Origin of the sequence: Desulfosporosinus paludis (assembly GCF_045689965.1) — a bacterium.
GTDB classification, from domain to species: domain Bacteria; phylum Bacillota; class Desulfitobacteriia; order Desulfitobacteriales; family Desulfitobacteriaceae; genus Desulfosporosinus; species Desulfosporosinus paludis.
Map to the genome: position 1 here is coordinate 3895133 of NZ_CP144211.1, position 17341 is coordinate 3912473.

Sequence of the window (17341 nt, forward strand, 5' to 3'; positions counted from 1 at the left end):
GTTTTCCCACTGAATTTTACCGAATACTAGGATCTTAAACTCTTTTCCTGATTTTTTACTAAATATCTAAACTTTTCTTTGAACATTTTGCATTTACTTGGTAAAATGTGATCTATGTGGACTAAGCTGATAGAGGAGGGTCCTTTATGGGAAAGGAAATAATAAATAGCTTAGGTAAAATCGAGATTTCGGAAGAAGTAATCTCTACAATTGCTGGTGCCACGGCAGTCGAATGTTATGGTTTAGTAGGTATGGCTTCGCGCAAAATTTCCGATGGATTTGTAGACTTGCTGGGCCGTGAGAATTTGGCCAGAGGAGTCGTAGTATCCATAAAAGACAATGAAGTTGTGATTGACCTTCATATTGTTGTAGGGTATGGCGTTAGAATTTCCGAAGTCGCTGCTAATGTTATGGAACGCGTACGTTATACTACGGAGAAACTTACGGGATTAAACGTGTCCCATGTGAATGTGAACGTACAAGGTGTTCGCGTTTTAGAGTAGTGCAAAAGAGTAGGGGGATACTGTTTTGAGACCAGTTTCGAATACAAAGAGTGTTCTGAGCGCGCAAGAATGGAAACAAATGATGGTGGCGGGTGCACAGGCCCTAGAACTTAAGAAGCAGGAAGTCGATGCCTTGAATGTTTTTCCGGTACCTGACGGAGATACGGGAACGAACATGTTCCTGACAATTCAATCCGCTGCAAAAGACGCAGATAAGGTAATCGGAACTTCGATTAGTGATGTCGCTACCGCTGCTTCAATGGGTTCCTTAATGGGTGCGCGTGGAAATTCCGGCGTTATTCTTTCCCAGCTCTTGAGAGGGATCTCCAAGGGACTGGAAGGACTTGTTTCTGCAAATCCTTTTCAACTGGCGCAAGCCTTACAAGCAGGAGTAGATACTGCTTATAAAGCGGTTATGAGACCTGTTGAAGGAACGATCCTTACGGTTTCTCGAGAAACGGCGCGAGCAGCATTAAATAAAGCGAAGGCGGGCGGATCCCTTTTAGAAACCCTGCAAGAGGCTCACAAAAAGGGACTAGAATGTCTCGCCAAAACTCCTGAGATGTTGCCGGCTTTAAGACAAGCTGGCGTGGTGGATGCAGGTGGGCAGGGATTTCTGATCATCTTTGGAGGATGGATTGGGGTTTTGACCGGAGAAACCATTAGGGTAGAAGGATTCCATCAGGAACAAAGGGTCATTCCAGAATCTTCTGAATCCAAAGAATCAAAACAGGACTTTATCCAGGTTGAGAATTTGGAATTCCCGTACTGCACGGAATTTCTGGTTAAGGGAACTGATCTGCATGTAGAGCAAATACGCCAGGATTTATATAACCGTGGAGATTGTTTGCTGGTGGTCGGGACATCTGAGGTGGTAAAAATCCATGTGCATGTAAAAAACCCCGGTAAAATTTTAGATTATGCAATTCAGTGGGGTTCACTGCACGAAGTTCAAATTCACAACATGTTAGAACAAAATGAGGCTATGGCTCATGCTCTGAAGTCGAAATCCGCTGAATCTATGGAGGCACTTAACGCCGAGAAAACTCCCGAAATAGACCAACCCATTAAAGAATATGGTGTGGTTGCAGTTGCCATGGGCCAAGGAATTGCAGATGTTTTTCTTAGTTTAGGTGTTGATGAAGTCGTCTTCGGCGGACAAACCATGAATCCCAGCACAGAAGATCTAGCGAGTGCAGTCCGTAAAGTCCCGGCACGGCAGGTATTTATACTTCCTAACAATGGGAATATTATTTTGGCAGCACGTCAAGTTAAAGATGTGGTGTCCGATCAGAACGTTCACGTAATTCCAAGTAAATCCATACCTCAAGGAATTTCAGCGCTTCTGAATTTAAACCCTGAGGGAGAAGCCGGTGATAACCTTCTGAATATGGAACGCTCTTTAGGGAAGGTTCGTTCTGGAGAAGTGACGTATGCGGTCAGGGATTCCCAATTTGGAGATTTAGCCATTGCTGCTGGAGATATTTTAGGATTAGTAGAGGATACGATTGTCGAAACAGGTCAAACTCTCCTGGAAGTCGCTAAAGCGACCTTGGAAAAAATGGATTGGAAAGACCATGATTTGGTTACTATATTCTATGGAGAAGAGACAGAACTTCAAGAGGTTGAACGGCTTAAAACTTGGCTGCAAGAAGAAAATTCAAATGTGGAAGTTGAGGCCCACCCCGGTAAACAACCACTCTACTATTATATCTTTGGTGTGGAATAGGTTAACCTCCGGAATTTCCGGAGGTTTTTTCTTTATACTAACCAGAAAGTATAAACTTGCGTTATATACTTTCTAAGCATAAGAGCAACTAGGCAGCCGCCTTCGCCAGAGGCTAACAAGTGCGATGACAGTGTCTTCGGACGCCAGCCAAGTTTTCTTTATCGGATCATAACAGCTGCATTTTTAATTTATGAAGAGTTGAGTTGTATTGGGGAGATGGAATAGTGAGTAAAAGTAATGTCTTTGATCTTCTTGGACCGATTATGGTGGGACCATCAAGTTCCCACACGGCCGGTGCCGTTCGCTTAGGTGCGATGGCCAGGAAAATTTTAGGAGAGGAGCCTCTTGAAGGAATTATAACTCTCCATGGCTCGTTTGCTCAAACAGGAAAGGGACATGGAACTAATTTAGCACTGATCGCTGGTCTTTTAGGTATGGCTCCAGATGATGAACGGATTCCTGAGGCGATAGAAATAGCCAAGGAACGTGGTTTCAAGGTTCGATTTGAAACAGCTGACCTTGGGGATGTCCATCCCAACACAGTAAAGTTTAATTTATCTGGCCGAGAAGGAACGATTCAAGTGGTGGGTTCGTCCGTTGGGGGAGGAACCATCTTGGTCCGACAAATCAATAATTTCAAGGTGGAAATTCGGGGGGATTATCCAACTCTAGTCATTCTACATCAGGACTTACCCGGAGTTGTAGCCCAAGTGACCTTGCTCTTAGCCACTGCTCAGATAAATATAGCTCGAATGCGAGTTTCTAGGGAGAAAAAGGGGGCACAGGCACTTATGGTATTGGAGACGGATCAAAAGATTGATGAAGCTGTTCTCGGTTTGACACGGAGACTTCCGAGCATTAAGCAAGCTTTGGTGATTGAACCACTGGAATAGGAGGGTATCAAGATGCGTGCTTATGAAGATTGGGTTGTTGAGGCTGAGGCTAAAGGACTGAAAATCTACAATGTTGTTCTTCAAAATCAAATCGACGAATTAGAACAAACTGAGCTGGCTCTTCTGGAACGTATGGCGAAAAATCTCAAGGTGATGAGGGAGTCTGTAAACGCCGGATTGAGTGGTAAGCGGCGTTCGGCATCTGGTTTAGTTGGGGGGGATGCCGCAAAAGTGGAAGAACGCCGAAGAACTGGAGTAACCTTGATCGGGGAACGAATGAGCGGTGCTATGGCCAAGGCTCTAGCCGTGGCTGAGGTCAATGCCTCCATGGGGAAAATTGTCGCGGCCCCCACGGCTGGCTCTTGTGGGGTTCTGCCTGCCGTTCTTCTGACCGTTGAAGAGGTCCTTCATCCTGACGAAAAGGAACTGTTAGGCGCCCTTTTCACTGCGGCGGGATTAGGAATTATTATTACGGAGCGAGCGAATGTTTCAGGTGCCGAAGGTGGATGTCAGGCGGAGATCGGATCGGCAGCGGCTATGGCTGCGGCTGCGGCAGTGGAATTAGCAGGGGGATCACCAAGACAGACGGCACATGGGGCTGCGATTGCCTTGAAATCCATGCTGGGTTTAGTATGTGATCCTGTTGCCGGGCTGGTAGAAGTCCCTTGTGTCAAACGCAATGCAACAGGAGCGATGATTGCCTTAACGGCGGCCGAGATGGCTCTTGCGGGGGTGAAAAGTGCGATTCCCATTGATGAAGTTATCGATGCAATGGCTGATATTGGTCGCCAAATGTCTTGTTCTTTAAAAGAAACTGCCCAAGGAGGTCTGGCGGTAACTCCAACGGGACGAAAGATACGGACTGATTTTCTATGAACTTGAATCAGATACAACTCGTATTAAACAATTTGCAGAGAGCCCTTTTGGCAGAAGAAAAACAAGGCTTTATGAACACGGGGGTTCTAGGAGGATTTAGTGTTTTTTTACAGGGGATTTTGCCGAGACTCGAACAATTGTTCCCTGGATATGATATGGAACTGTTACGAACATTATCCCAAAATTATCCGACTTGGAGTCCTATTCGCCGTCGTGATGCTTTTTCTGAATTACGGCGTTTTATGCATGAAATGTTGTTGGAAGCACAAAACCGCTATAACCAATGTGATGAAAAGCCTGTCTTCAGGGAAACCAGCACTGATGCTAAGATACTAGTACATAATCAAGGAAATTCTAAGAAGGAAACGAATTCCTCGAACAAATCTGGCGAGGGATCTAAGCCTTTGCAGTACCTCAAAGGGGTAGGCCCGGAAAGAGCAAAACAATTTGAAAAACTAGGAATTCATACTCTCATCGACCTGTTTCTTTACTATCCCCGCAGGTATGAAGATCGCCGCAAGAGGCTGATTTCGGAGATAAAGGACGGAGAAACAGCTACCTTAGCAGGGAAAGTCGTAGCGGGGCAAGTGATTAAAGGCAAACTTAAAGTAGTTAAGTTGAGCATAGAGCAACAAGGACGTTTAATTCATGCGACTTGGTTTAACCAAACGTTTATTCTTAAGCAGTACCCCGTTGGTTCTCAAGTCGTTGTAACGGGAAAAGTTCGCTGGCAGCAGCAGGTGCCGGAACTTTTAGTGACAGATATTGTGATGGACCGAACACGTGGTACAGACGTTTCTTCTGCTCTACCTTCCAGTTCACCGACAATTTTGCCTGTGTATTCTGAAACCGCTCGCTTATCTTCAAAAGCCATTCGCAGTATCATCCAGAATGTGTTGCCTGAGGTTGAGCTAAACTTTCCTGAGATAATTCCGGAGGAGGAACTGAACGACTGGATGGCTCGGCCCAAAGCTCATCGAGAGATTCATGCCCCGAGTGACTATGCAAGTTTAGCTAGAGCAAGAGATCGCTTGGTTTGGGAAGAGGTTTTTCTTTTGCAATTGGCGTTTGCCAGCTTGCGCCAGGGTTTAGTACGTCTTGGCAGCCCGTCGCTTTTGGGCGGGGAGGAACAGATTCAAAGCTTTTACAAGAATCTGCCATTCCAGCTGACAAAAGCCCAACAGCGGGTGATCCAGGAAATATTTGATGATATGGCTAAGCCTCAAGGAATGGCTCGCTTAGTTCAAGGGGATGTTGGTTCAGGTAAAACAGCGGTGGCTATGGCAGCCCTTTTAAAGGCAGTTGGTTCAGGGTATCAAGGGGCTATGATGGCTCCAACTGAGATTTTGGCGGTACAACATCTCCAAGCACTTGAGAAAGTGTTCACTCCTTTAGGGATCACGGTTGTTTGCTTATTAGGCAGCCAGAGTAAAGGGGAGAGGGAAGGGATTCTGGCCAAGATCGAGGATGGCAGGGCTCAGGTTGTTGTGGGAACCCATGCCTTAATTCAAGATACCGTAGTGTTCAAGGACTTGGGGCTAGCCATTACCGATGAGCAGCATCGCTTCGGAGTTCGCCAGAGATCGATGCTTCAGGGCAAAGGGCAGAGTCCTCATGTCTTGGTACTCACGGCTACTCCTATACCCAGGACATTGGCGTTAACACTCTATGGGGATTTACAACTTTCCGTCCTTGACGAGATGCCTGTAGGTAGAAAACCGATCATTACTCGAAAATTAACGGAACGCAGCCGCTCGAAATTAGAGAAATTTCTTGAAGAACAAGTCGAATTGGGCAGGCAAATTTATGTTGTATGCCCGCTTGTTGAAGAATCAGAAACCCTTGATCTCATTTCAGCGACTCAACGGGCGACTGAACTTGGAAAGCGCTATCCCAAATGTCGGGTGGCTTTGTTGCATGGCAAGATGAAAGGTTCGGAGAAGGAAGAGATAATGTCTGAGTTTCAGGCCAGAAACATCGATATCCTGGTCGCTACAACGGTGGTTGAAGTTGGGGTCAATATTCCCAATGCAACTGTTATGGTGATTGAATCTGCGGAACGATTTGGCTTAGCTCAATTACATCAGTTGAGAGGGCGAGTTGGACGGGGCAGTGAACAATCCTATTGTTTTTTATTGTCAGGACAAACTCATAGTCGCCGGCTAGATATTCTTTGCCAGACAGAAGATGGTTTTAAAATCGCTGAAGAAGACATGCGGCTGCGCGGAACGGGCGAACTTTTAGGGACTCGGCAGCATGGACTTGGGCAGTTGCACCTCGCGGATCTTTCCCGAGATGGTCAGCTGGTGGAAAAGGCTTATCAGATAGTCCAGAAAGCCTTAAAGGATCAAAAAAAATACAGATTGCTCTTTCAAGAAGTTCAGCGCTTGTTTCCACCAGAAAGGATTGGTGTACATTAATTAATTTCTTTGCCAAGAATTGCCGAGTATGAATTCCCTTGTTCGAACGAATAATAGAATCAGAAAGAAACGTAAAGAGTTGAGGCGAAGCAGCAGCGATGCAGGTCTGCTGCCTTACTGAATAAATCTATGGAGGTGTAAGCTTTGGCTAAGTCAACAAAACCTATGGTCCAACTCACACCGGAATTAGAGAAATTTAAGTATGAGGTTGCTCAAGAAATTGGGATTGCAAATCGCAAACACAAGAGCTTTCCCAATACGCCACAATAATAATTCTATAGAAAAGGGTCAGGTTTAATTTTCTAACCTGACCCTTTTCTTAATGTATTTTGCTTCAACCGTCTTAAGCTCACTTCATTAACGTTGAAGCTCCTCAAGGTTTTGCAGCTATGATCATCGGTTTATTGCAAATATCTCTCATAGTCCTCGCGGTCAATTCCCGGATGAAGGCTAATGGCCAACGCTCCTGCAATAATTTTGGCAGAAGTTTGAATTAGAGTATCAATTTCTTTGGGCGTAACCATGAGGTTCCCTTGGAAAGGAGAGAGAACTTCATCGATTATATTGCTGAAGGTTTCAGGCTTAATGCCTTTATAAAGTTTATACAAGGAAGGGCTGGTTACGAATTCTTTAAAGATGCCTTCAACGGCATCGTGAGCAATGACGGCGGCATTGAGTACTGTCGGGAGGCCAATGGCAATAACTTTGCAGCCGACGGTTTCTTCATTGATTCCAGCTCTTGGGTTTCCAACTCCGGAACCTGGATGAATGCCGGTATCTGCAAGCTGAATACTTGTGCCAATGCGTTCTAAAGAGCCTGCGGCCAAGGCATCGATAGCAATCACTAAATCAGGTTTGACGTGATCCACAATCCCACGAATGATTTCAGCCGTTTCAATGCCTGTTGTGCCAAGTACTCCGGGTGAAATGGCACTGACTTTGCGCATTTTACCTTGTAAATTTTCGGGAGAAAGTTGGAAAAGGTGACGGGTTACCAGAGTCTTGCTGATCACTTGTGGGCCTAGAGCATCTGGAGTGGCATTCCAGTTTCCTAAACCAATAATCAGAATACTGGCATCTTCCTTTAACTCCATAAGTTCAATTAAGCGATCTGCCAAGATTTGAGTAATACTATCATGAACCGTATAATCATTATTTCTGATTTCCGGAGCATCTATGGTGATATATTGTCCTTTTGGTTTACCGATAGCTTCGACTCCTTCGTCGGTTTCCACAGTGATGATGGTTACTTTAGCATGTTCAAGATTTTGCTCATCCATGATCACGCCGGGGATTTCTTCTCCACTCTCCCCGCGAAGGAGCTGATGGGCTTCAACTGCTAAATCAAGCTGAACGTTAAGTTGGCGATAAAGTTGAGATTTTTTCATTTTCTTTGGCTCCTTTAGTTGGCATTCATACCTATGTAATCGGCAACATTGAAAAAAGTCACTGGGGCTTTGAGAGCTCCCAGTGAACAGAGAGGAAAAACGAAAGGAAGAGCTGGATGGGGGAAGGGTATTCAATGATCATAGTGTAAAATCATCAAATACCAAACATAGTATTGGCAAAAACGAAAATCATATACGGGAATTAAGAAAGAGTTTTTGTCTTGTGTGTTATACTTAACATAAAACATAGTTAATAATCTAATAATTGTGGCTGAAAAGCTTGATAAGCTCTGCTATAATGGACACGGAGGGTTTATGCGAATCATAGCTGGTGAGATGCGCGGACGAATTCTGAAAGCTGTTGAAGGTACACAGACACGTCCAACCTCGGATAAAGTCAAGGGTGCAATGTTTAATGTCTTAGGAGATAGAGTTAAAGACGCTCGTGTTTTAGATTTGTTTTCAGGAACCGGCAATTTAGCTTTTGAGGCCCTTTCCCGCGGAGCTAGTGAAGCTGTACTGGTGGAGAAAGGCCACAGTGCATTTAAAGTGGTTCGTGAAAATATTGAGCATCTCGGATTAGGGTATAAAGCCAAAATAGTATTGATGGATGCCTTTAAGTTTTTAGACAGTTACCGTGACGGAGTCTTTAACCTTATTTTCTTAGATCCCCCTTATCATCAAGAATTAGTTGCAAAGTCTTTATCGATCCTAAGCGAACGTCCGTACTTAGCACCCAACGGCGTTATTGTTGCTGAAACAGCAAAAGATGATCAGCTCAGTGCTGAGATGTTTTCTTTTGAAATTCGTAAAACAAGTCTCTATGGAGATACAAAAGTATGGTATTTACAGAGAATGGATGTATGACGAGGGGGAGGATTTACGTGGAGAACGATATCTTGAGTTTGCTCAATGAGGTGGAAGAGATTGTCGATCATGGACCGAAAATTCCGATGACCGGAAAAGTTCTTGTCGATGATGCTGTTATTTTTGAAATACTTGATCGCGTACGTGCCGCATTGCCAGAGGAGCTGACAAATGCCAAGTGGGTTTTGAAAGAGCGTCAACGTATCTTAGATGAAGCACAAGTCGAGGCTCAAAAGCTCATGGAACGGGGAAAGGCTTATGTGGATAAGATGGCTGTAGAAAATGAAGTCGTAAAACAGGCTCAGACCTATGGAGAAGATATTGTCCGACAAGCCCAATCATTTGCCAATAATGTTAAGGTTGGGGCAATCCAGTACGCCGATGACATGCTTCAACATGTGGAACAGAGTTTGTATGAAACCCTTCAATCATTGCGTAAGAACCGTGAAGAGTTAAAGAGTTTGGCGAAAGAAGACCGAGAACAGGCAGTCAACTATGAAAAAGAGAAGGATGAGTAAACGATGCTCATCCTTCTCTCTTTTCTATAAGACACCATTATTTTTTTTATCGATGGAGGCGTTGACCTAAGGCAAGGGAGAACAGGACAGCGGAGAACCCAATAAAGATGAGAAAACTGAGATGCCAAGTGTTCAGAACTTGAGCAGACAGGTTTGGAGGTTGGAGGGGAAGAGTCGTTGTGGGGATTTTAGCAAAGATTAAAAAGAGTTGACTTAAGCCTAAAGCAAAAATTCCATGGAGTGTTCTCGCCAAGACAAAAGGAGCCACCCGTAAATCTGTGCCACTAATAAATCCGACGACTTGGGCAAATACGGATAGGCCACTCCATCCCATCAGTAAGGCAAGCAGTGCGATCTGTTGGCTGAGAATCGGCACAGATTGGATCGTCTGTTGGCAGCCTATGGTCATTTCCAGAAGACCATTGAAAAACGCTTGTTGAATCGTTATTGGAATGAATCTTATGAGAAAGTGGCTCAGAGTTGCTAAAAGTAACGTAAGGTGCCAAATATTTAAAAGTCGCAGGATCACGGAGAAAAAGGCCATAAAACCACCGACCATTATAACCGTGGTGAAGCTTTGCTTGATTGAATCACTTAAAATTTGTCCGATCGCTCGTTTGTCTTGGAGTTGGGCAGTTTTTAGTTCTTGCCAGGCGCGCTTAAAGGAAGGTAACTTGATCGGTTGAGCAGGGGATGCGGTGATATGGTAAAAACGAAAGAGAAATCCCACCAGGAGATTAGCCAGATAAACCGAGCCGGCGAGAATGATGCCGAGGGTCGGTTTTCCTAACATACCGGAAGCAACTGCTCCAAACATAAAACCTGGGCTGGGGTTATTCGTAAAAGCTAGAAGCCGTTCCCCTTCGATTCGGGTTATCTGGCCTGATTTGCGCAGGCGTGCGGTCAGCACTGCTCCCATTGGGAATCCTGAGGTGTACCCCATGGCGACGACAAAGGCTGCTTGACCTGGAAGACGAAAAACAGGCCGCATAAATGATTCCAGAAATACACCAAGAAAATTGACAAACCCTGAAGCCATCAGGAGTTCTGAGAGAATAAAAAAAGGAAGCAACGCAGGAAGCACAAAACGCCACCATAAACTTAAGCTTGCGCTGGCTGAACTCAACACTTCTTGAGGAAAGAGAAACATGCCGAAGGCAAGGAGACTTAAACTTAGTACACGGATTACGATGGACATGATAAGATCACCTTCCTTTACCTTCTTTCATAATTTATATGGAAGAATGCCAGGCTCTAGAAGTCTGATTGAGGAGGAAATGTCAATGAGTCCTAAAAGAGGGCTGGTATTAGGGGCCGGCGGAGCACGAGGGTTTGCGCATTTGGGATTTTTACAAGTCCTTGAAGACCTTAAATTGGATATTGATATGGTCGTCGGATGTAGCGCAGGCGCGATATTCGGCTCTTTGTGGTGCGCTGGGTTAGATCTTCATCGAATCGAGCGGCTTTTAACCTATCCCGGCTTTCCTAAAAAGCTTCTAGATCCAACAGTATCGAAAGAAGGGCTGGTCAAAGGGGATAAAATACTAGAGGTTCTTCGTTTGTTAACCAGGGATATGGAATTTGCAGATCTGAAAATACCTTTAGCGGTTGTTGCCACGGACATTGAAACCGGAGAACTGGTTGTCTTAAAGGAAGGGAGTGTTGCTCAAGCAGTTCGGGCAAGCATCTCCATCCCGGGTTTCTTCAAACCGTATCGTTACCAAGGGCGGCTTCTTGTTGACGGGGCTGTGAAGAGCCGTTTGCCAGTACATATAGCCCGCGGCATGGGAGCGGAAAAGATTCTGGCGGTTGATGTAAGAAGAGGATTTGCTTCTAAATTGACCAGTGCCATGGATATATTACTCCAATCGGTGGAGATCCTCGAAGATGAGGTATTTCGAGTTCATTGCTCGGATTCCGACTTATTGATTCAACCAGATATTGGACATATTGGAAGCTTTCAGTTTGATCGAGCAGAAGAAGCGATTCAGTTAGGTCGTAGTGAGGCTTTAGCCAAATCTTCTGAAATTAGAAGAATAATGGAGATAGGGGTTGAAATCTCCTAAAAAACTGTGCTACACTCACTTAGTAAAAAGCGAATTTTTAGTTGGGTGGAAAGATATGGAATCATAAATTTGTGAAAAAATACAAGTTTCCGGGAAGACTAAGAGTATCTGAAAAAGAGAATCAAGGAGACTGGAAAAACACAAAGGGGATAAGAAATGAAAATTCTGGTAATAAACTGTGGGAGCTCATCTCTAAAGTATCAGGCCATTGATATGAATACGAAAAACCCAATAGCGAAAGGGCTTGTTGAACGAATCGGCCTTCAAGGGTCAGTCCTTACGCATAGTACGGGTTCAGGAAAAAAGGAAATTATAAAAACGAGCATTCCGAATCATACAGTGGCAATTGAACTTGTCCTTAAATCTTTAATATCACCAGAATATGGTGCTCTTAAAGATTTAAGTGAAATCTATGCTGTTGGTCATAGAGTCGTCCATGGAGGAGAGAAGTTTGCCAATTCGGTGGTTATTGATGATGCTGTAATGGAAGCTCTGAAGGAATGTATAGAATTAGCTCCTTTGCATAATCCGCCGAATATCGCAGGTATTAAAGCGTGCCAGAAACTAATGCCTGAAGTTCCTCAAGTAGCAGTCTTTGATACTGCCTTTCATCAATCGATGAAGTCGGATAGTTATATTTATGGATTGCCTTATGAATTTTATCAAAAATATGGTATTCGGAAATATGGTTTCCACGGCACATCTCATAAGTATGTTAGCCAGAGGGCTGCTATTCTTTTAAAGAAACCTCTCAAAGATTTGAAATTGATTAGTTGTCACTTAGGTAATGGCGCGTCGATAGCCGCTATTAAGGGCGGGAAGTCTGTTGAAACCTCTATGGGTTTCACCCCGTTAGATGGACTGCTGATGGGAACTCGTTCGGGTGCTCTGGACCCAGCCATTGTTACCTATATCATGTGTAAAGAGAACTTTACTGTAGATCAAATGAATGATTTTTTAAATACTAAGTGTGGTGCCTTAGGAGTATCCGGAGTGAGCAGTGACTTTAGAGACATAGAAGTTGCAGCTGGACAAGGAAATTTCCGTGCTAAGTTAGCTTTGGATATTTTTGCCCATGACGTCAAAGAATATATTGGAGCCTACGCTGCTGTCTTGGGCGGGGTCGATGCGATTATCTTTACAGCCGGGGTAGGAGAAAATTCCGCAAGCACTCGGGCTTCAATTTGCGCTAACATGGATTATTTCGGAATTGAGCTCGACTTAGAGAAAAATAAGGTCCGTGGCGAAGAAGTCGACGTCTCTAAAACCAATGCCCGCTGCCGGGTTCTGGTTATTCCTACGAACGAAGAGCTTATGATTGCCTTAGAGGCACGTGAACTGACAGCAAAGTAATTGTCTGTAAAGAGTTTTCCTTGACAAAGAAAAATGTGCCAACTATAATGATGTATGTGTATTGGGGTGGTTTAAGGTGAAAGTGAATGTCGCCCAGGTTCGTTATAGATCTGGTGAAAGTGTCCGTTTTGATTTAGTGGAGGATTTTTCCCCGTTTGACTTAGGAACAGAAGCACTCTCATTTTCAGCGCCTGTACACGTGCAACTTCAGGTAACCAACACAAATAAAGCAGTGATGGTTAGTGGAACTATTGAGACGGAACTGAACGTAATGTGTGGGCGGTGTTTGGAGCCGTTCAACTATCCTCTTGATCTCCCCTACCAAGATGAATGGGTTTTTCCATCGCAGGCAACGGAAGAATTACTAGAATCTGCACTTCTTTTAGAGAAGGATGACGTTGATATCAGCCAACGCATTTTTGAGCAAATTGTGTTAGCTTTGCCGATGAAGTTTATTTGTTCAGATGAGTGTCAGGGGCTATGCCTGACCTGTGGCGCAAATCTAAATCTTACGTCGTGTTCGTGTAAAGAGGATGTTGTTGATCTTCGATTTGCTGCCTTGGCCAAATGGCATTCGCATGACTAATCAATTTTCGAGAACCTAAAGGGGGTGTAATTATGGGTGTTCCGCAACATCGCCAATCAAAATCAAGAGTACGTAAACGTCGGGCTATGTGGAAAATCACTGCACCAAACCACATTGAATGCCCCCAATGCCATAAACCAAAAATGCCTCACTATGTGTGCCCGAACTGTGGATATTATAATTCCAAAGTTGTTATTTCTAAGGAAGCCTAGATTTAGCAGAGAACAAAGAATTCTATTTAGAATTCTTTGTTTTTTTGTGTGCGCCACGCATGACGATTAACTAGACGGTGAAAGTCCGATATGGGGGTATGTAGCGACCAACCATTAGCTTAAGGCAAGGGTGTCCATCGTGAGGTGGAATCTGAAGGAAGCCGGCGGCAAAATTCTGACCCGAGGAACACGAACAGCATCAGGCGCAAAACGTGGGGTAAGACTGCACGACAAGTTAAAGCCCAAAAGCTACACAGACACGCCAGCGTAAATGTTGCGGGTACATGGAATGAAAGTGAATCGTCTTACCGTGGGAGGCCTCACGGACGGGTGGAAACAGAGTAAGAAACCCGGTTGAAACAAGATTTATCGTGAGGAGTCAGCAGAAGCCATAGTACAGAGGTGATCTAGACACCGACGGAAGGGCTGAACCAAAGGAGGTGTGGGTCAATGAAAGTTACTGAAAGTGGTAATTTAAAACACAGACAACTTCGAATTGAAGACTATCTGCAAAGGGTATCTGCGGAACAGAAAGAGTATGCAGAAGTGTGCGAGCTACCTAAGATGACTGAAACCGACAACACCAACACAAATGAGCAGACGAATGGGTTGCTTGAGCAAATCCTTAGCACTGAAAATCTAAACCAGGCCTATAGGCAGGTTAAAAGAAACAAGGGCGCAGGTGGAATTGATGGTATGCAGGTAGATGAACTTCTACCCTTCTTGAAAGAACACAAGGATGAACTATTGCAATCTCTCCGGGATGGTAAATACCGTCCAAAACCCGTACGGAGGGTAGAAATACCCAAAGAGAACGGAAAGACCAGAAAACTAGGAATACCCACCGTCTTAGACAGGTTAATTCAACAAGCGATAACTCAAGTTCTAAGTCCCATCTTTGAGAAACAGTTTTCAGACAATAGTTTTGGATTTCGACCGAATCGTAGTGCCCATGGGGCATTAAGAAGATGCCAAACCTATATAACAGTAGGTTACAAATATGTAGTTGATATGGATTTGGCCCAATATTTCGATACGGTAAACCAAAGTAAGCTTATCCAAATTTTGTCGGAGACGATAAGAGATGGCCGGGTCGTATCGCTGATTCACAAATTCCTGAAAGCAGGAGTTATGACCAATGGAATGTTTGAAGAAAGTCCAGAAGGTGTACCACAAGGAGGCCCCCTGAGCCCATTACTTGGCAACATAATGCTTAACGAATGTGACCACGAACTGGGAAAGCGGAAACACCACTTTGTACGTTATGCAGACGATATGATGATCTTCTGCAAAAGTAAAAAGGCGGCAAAACGAACACTTGATCACATTCTCCCTTATATCGAAGGGAAACTATTTCTGAAGGTAAATAGGGAGAAAACGAAGGTCGCTCATGTAAACTATGTCAAGTTTTTGGGATATAGCTTTTACATTTACAGGGGAGAAGGGCGCCTGAGAATCCACCCAAAAAGCATCCAGAAGCTTAAGGATAAAATCCGAGGAGTTACTGGGCGTAGCAATGGGATGGGAATCGAAGAGCGCAGAACTAAACTCAATCAAGTAGTACGAGGCTGGACGAATTACTTCAAACCTGCCGATGCAAAGAACCTACTCAAGGACCTGGATGAATGGACGAGAAGTCGCATACGAATGGCAACTTGGAAGCGATGGAAGAAAACCCGAACAAGGTTTGAGAACCTGAAGAAAGCGGGCATTACCAAGGAACAAGCATGGATGTGGGCAAACACAAGAAAAGGCTATTGGCGCGTTGCCCATAGCCCTATTCTGACAAAAGCTCTATCCAATGAGCGTTTCAGACGAATCGGATACCTTAGTTTTAGTGAATGTTATTCTGCGAAATAATGTATAAACTTTGGAAGCGCCGTATACCGAACGGTACGTACGGTGCTGTGGGAGGTCGGCTGATCAATTAATGATCAGCCTCCTACCCGATTCCCTCTTTGCCGCAGGACATTCGGCCATCCATTGCCGGCGCAGACCTGTGCAACTAAGGAATCTCTTGCGGGCTGGCAAGTGTGAAGTCAATATAAAGAGCTATCAAACGAAGCTTGTGATCAGACAGGAAGGGGTTGAGTGTCGAAGTCCTAAATCAGCGAGTAAGCCGTGTTTCAAAGGTTTTGCGGATAATGGTGCCGGGCCTTTGTAGGATAAGCTACTTATTTCGACAGGGTAATTTCTTGTAATGGAGCGAGAGATGGTTTATAATTGTGACCAGGTCACAATTCGTTGTGTGATGTTCGAGGATCTATAGTCGAACTTCCACTGATTTCAGCCGGGTGACAATAAATTCGAGGTAGATATGGTGATATAGATGGTTCGATATGATAAAGACGAGCGTCGCAGGATTCTGGGAGAAGAATTAACGAGGCATCCATTTTTTACGGATGAAGAGCTTGCCAAGCGGTTTAAGGTAAGTGTTTCGACCATACGCTTGGATCGCGGTGTGCTGGGAATTCCCGAAGTTAGGGAACGAACGAGAGCATTTGCGCAAGAGGCGTATTCCACGTTAAAATCCTTAGATGATCAAGAAGTGATCGGAGAACTTCAGGAGCTTGTGATTGGGGAAAGTGCCTGTTCGACGATGGTCGTCGAAGAAAGCATGGTCTTGACAAAGGCCCGGGTAGCACGGGGGCATTATTTATTCGCTCAAGCCAATTCCTTGGCAATTGCTTTAGTGGATGCTCCAATGGCCTTGACCGGGAGCGTAGAGCTTAAGTTTATCCGGCCTGTTCAGTTAGGTGAGCTTGTTGTTGCCGAAGGCAGAGTCGCAAAACGAAAAGGAGATAAATATTGGGTCAATGTCGTATTAATGGTTAATACTGAAGTTGTCCTTCGAGGAAGTTGGGTCCTGTTTGCCAAGGACCGAGAGGATGTATGGGAAACGGAGATGGAGTAGATGAGAATTGCTGTGGATGCCATGGGTGGGGACTATGCCCCAGAGGAGGTCGTTAAAGGGGCCCTGAGGGCTGCAGAAGCGAGTTCTGAGGTCCAGCTTAAGCTCGTTGGACAAAAGGCGCGGATTCAGCCTTTCTTGCCTAATTCCTTGCCCCCAAATCTGTCGTTGGTTGAGGCTTCTGAAGTCATTGAAATGGATGAACATCCTGCCAATGCTGTGCGAAAAAAGAAGGATTCGTCGATTGTGGTGGCGACTCGTTTAGTTAAGCGGGGAGAAGCGGATGCTGTTGTAAGTGCCGGGAGCACTGGGGCGCAAATGGCAGCGGCGCTCTTAGGCTTAGGACGAATAAAAGGAATAGAGCGGCCCGCGATCGCGACAGTCCTGCCAACGGCAGAGGGTGGAAAACTAATTCTTGATGTGGGAGCTAATCTGGACGCCTCACCTGAACAGCTTTGCCAGTACGGACTGATGGGAAGCGTTTATGCAGAAAAAATCTTAGGAATCCCTAATCCAAAGGTGGGCCTATTAAATATTGGCAGTGAAGAAGGAAAAGGGAACGACTTAACCCAAAAAGCTTATGACCTATTGAAAAAGGCCCCTCTAAATTTCTTGGGCAATGTTGAAGGTCGGGATGTACCTTATGGCCGCGCTGATGTCGTTGTTTGTGAAGGGTTTGTAGGTAATGTTTTGCTCAAAACGGCAGAAGGACTGGCCGGGGTATTGTTTGACCAAATTAAGGAAAAAATCACCTCAACTGCGATTCGAAAGCTCGGGGCTCTAGCCGTAAAACCAGGCTTAAAAGAAATTGCCCAAATGATGGATTATGCCGAATATGGTGGCGCACCTTTGCTGGGGGTTGACGGAATTAGTATTATTTGTCATGGGAGTTCGAAAAATAAAGCGATCTTTAACGCGATTCGAGTAGCCCGGGAATGTGTGCAAATTCGTTTGATTGAGCAAATTCAGGGAAATTTGCCAAAGTGAACAAAACTTTGAATAAATAAGGGACAGAGGGG

General features: G+C 44.7%; 18 protein-coding genes. 16 read left to right on the forward strand and 2 right to left on the reverse strand.

What is annotated here, in order from left to right; all coding sequences use genetic code 11:
- The first annotated feature begins 146 nt into the window (after positions 1-146).
- From VZF35_RS19395 to VZF35_RS19420, 6 genes are all read left to right on the forward strand, one after another.
- A complete protein-coding gene (locus tag VZF35_RS19395) occupies positions 147-503 on the forward strand; it encodes an Asp23/Gls24 family envelope stress response protein (protein WP_407307584.1) in 357 nt (118 codons plus the stop codon).
- 79 nt (positions 504-582) lie between these two features.
- Positions 583-2232, forward strand: a complete 1650-nt coding sequence (locus tag VZF35_RS19400; protein WP_407314731.1) for a DAK2 domain-containing protein — start codon at positions 583-585, stop codon at positions 2230-2232.
- A 224-nt stretch (positions 2233-2456) separates the two neighbouring features.
- Positions 2457-3125 carry an L-serine ammonia-lyase, iron-sulfur-dependent subunit beta gene (gene sdaAB / locus VZF35_RS19405; protein WP_407307586.1) on the forward strand — a complete coding sequence of 223 codons (669 nt, stop codon included), beginning with the start codon at positions 2457-2459 and terminating at the stop codon, positions 3123-3125.
- Positions 3126-3137: 12 nt separating this feature from the next.
- The gene (sdaAA, locus tag VZF35_RS19410; RefSeq protein ID WP_407307588.1) at positions 3138-4001 is read left to right on the forward strand and encodes an L-serine ammonia-lyase, iron-sulfur-dependent, subunit alpha; all 864 of its coding nucleotides are present in this window, start codon (positions 3138-3140) and stop codon (positions 3999-4001) included.
- Positions 3998-6421, forward strand: coding sequence for an ATP-dependent DNA helicase RecG (gene recG, locus VZF35_RS19415; RefSeq protein ID WP_407307590.1), 2424 nt, complete (start codon positions 3998-4000; stop codon positions 6419-6421). Before sdaAA ends, recG begins: the two co-directional genes overlap by 4 nt.
- A gap of 144 nt (positions 6422-6565) precedes the next feature.
- Positions 6566-6691 (forward strand): small, acid-soluble spore protein, alpha/beta type, encoded by a 126-nt coding sequence (locus tag VZF35_RS19420; protein ID WP_407307592.1) that lies wholly within the window; start codon positions 6566-6568, stop codon positions 6689-6691.
- A gap of 131 nt (positions 6692-6822) precedes the next feature.
- Here the strand turns inward: VZF35_RS19420 and gpr are convergent, their stop codons facing one another.
- Entirely contained in the window at positions 6823-7809 is a 987-nt protein-coding gene (gpr, locus tag VZF35_RS19425; RefSeq protein WP_407307594.1) for a GPR endopeptidase, read from the reverse strand.
- Between the two features lie 315 nt (positions 7810-8124).
- On the opposite strand from gpr, the gene rsmD reads away from it, so the two are divergent.
- The gene (rsmD, locus tag VZF35_RS19430) at positions 8125-8676 is read left to right on the forward strand and encodes a 16S rRNA (guanine(966)-N(2))-methyltransferase RsmD (RefSeq protein ID WP_407307596.1); all 552 of its coding nucleotides are present in this window, start codon (positions 8125-8127) and stop codon (positions 8674-8676) included.
- A gap of 17 nt (positions 8677-8693) precedes the next feature.
- On the forward strand, positions 8694-9194 hold the full coding sequence (locus VZF35_RS19435) for an ATPase (RefSeq protein ID WP_407307598.1): 501 nt from the start codon (positions 8694-8696) through the stop codon (positions 9192-9194).
- A 46-nt stretch (positions 9195-9240) separates the two neighbouring features.
- Here VZF35_RS19435 and ylbJ read toward each other — a convergent pair whose 3' ends face one another.
- On the reverse strand, positions 9241-10392 hold the full coding sequence (ylbJ, locus tag VZF35_RS19440) for a sporulation integral membrane protein YlbJ (protein WP_407307600.1): 1152 nt from the start codon (positions 10390-10392) through the stop codon (positions 9241-9243).
- Positions 10393-10477: 85 nt separating this feature from the next.
- On the opposite strand from ylbJ, the gene VZF35_RS19445 reads away from it, so the two are divergent.
- The 8 genes from VZF35_RS19445 to plsX all read left to right on the forward strand — a co-directional run bounded on the left by VZF35_RS19445 (position 10478) and on the right by plsX (position 17309).
- On the forward strand, positions 10478-11260 hold the full coding sequence (locus VZF35_RS19445) for a patatin-like phospholipase family protein (RefSeq protein WP_407307602.1): 783 nt from the start codon (positions 10478-10480) through the stop codon (positions 11258-11260).
- A 156-nt stretch (positions 11261-11416) separates the two neighbouring features.
- Positions 11417-12613 (forward strand): acetate/propionate family kinase, encoded by a 1197-nt coding sequence (locus tag VZF35_RS19450; RefSeq protein ID WP_407307604.1) that lies wholly within the window; start codon positions 11417-11419, stop codon positions 12611-12613.
- A 76-nt stretch (positions 12614-12689) separates the two neighbouring features.
- Positions 12690-13199, forward strand: coding sequence for a YceD family protein (locus tag VZF35_RS19455; protein WP_407307606.1), 510 nt, complete (start codon positions 12690-12692; stop codon positions 13197-13199).
- Between the two features lie 32 nt (positions 13200-13231).
- A complete protein-coding gene (rpmF, locus tag VZF35_RS19460; protein WP_407307608.1) occupies positions 13232-13411 on the forward strand; it encodes a 50S ribosomal protein L32 in 180 nt (59 codons plus the stop codon).
- 139 nt (positions 13412-13550) lie between these two features.
- Positions 13551-13682, forward strand: a complete 132-nt coding sequence (locus tag VZF35_RS19465) for a hypothetical protein (protein WP_407305726.1) — start codon at positions 13551-13553, stop codon at positions 13680-13682.
- 179 nt (positions 13683-13861) lie between these two features.
- Positions 13862-15271 carry a group II intron reverse transcriptase/maturase gene (ltrA, locus tag VZF35_RS19470; protein WP_407305724.1) on the forward strand — a complete coding sequence of 470 codons (1410 nt, stop codon included), beginning with the start codon at positions 13862-13864 and terminating at the stop codon, positions 15269-15271.
- 469 nt (positions 15272-15740) lie between these two features.
- The gene (gene fapR / locus VZF35_RS19475) at positions 15741-16325 is read left to right on the forward strand and encodes a transcription factor FapR (RefSeq protein WP_407307610.1); all 585 of its coding nucleotides are present in this window, start codon (positions 15741-15743) and stop codon (positions 16323-16325) included.
- Positions 16326-17309, forward strand: a complete 984-nt coding sequence (plsX, locus tag VZF35_RS19480; RefSeq protein WP_407307612.1) for a phosphate acyltransferase PlsX — start codon at positions 16326-16328, stop codon at positions 17307-17309.
- Positions 17310-17341: the final 32 nt, after the last annotated feature.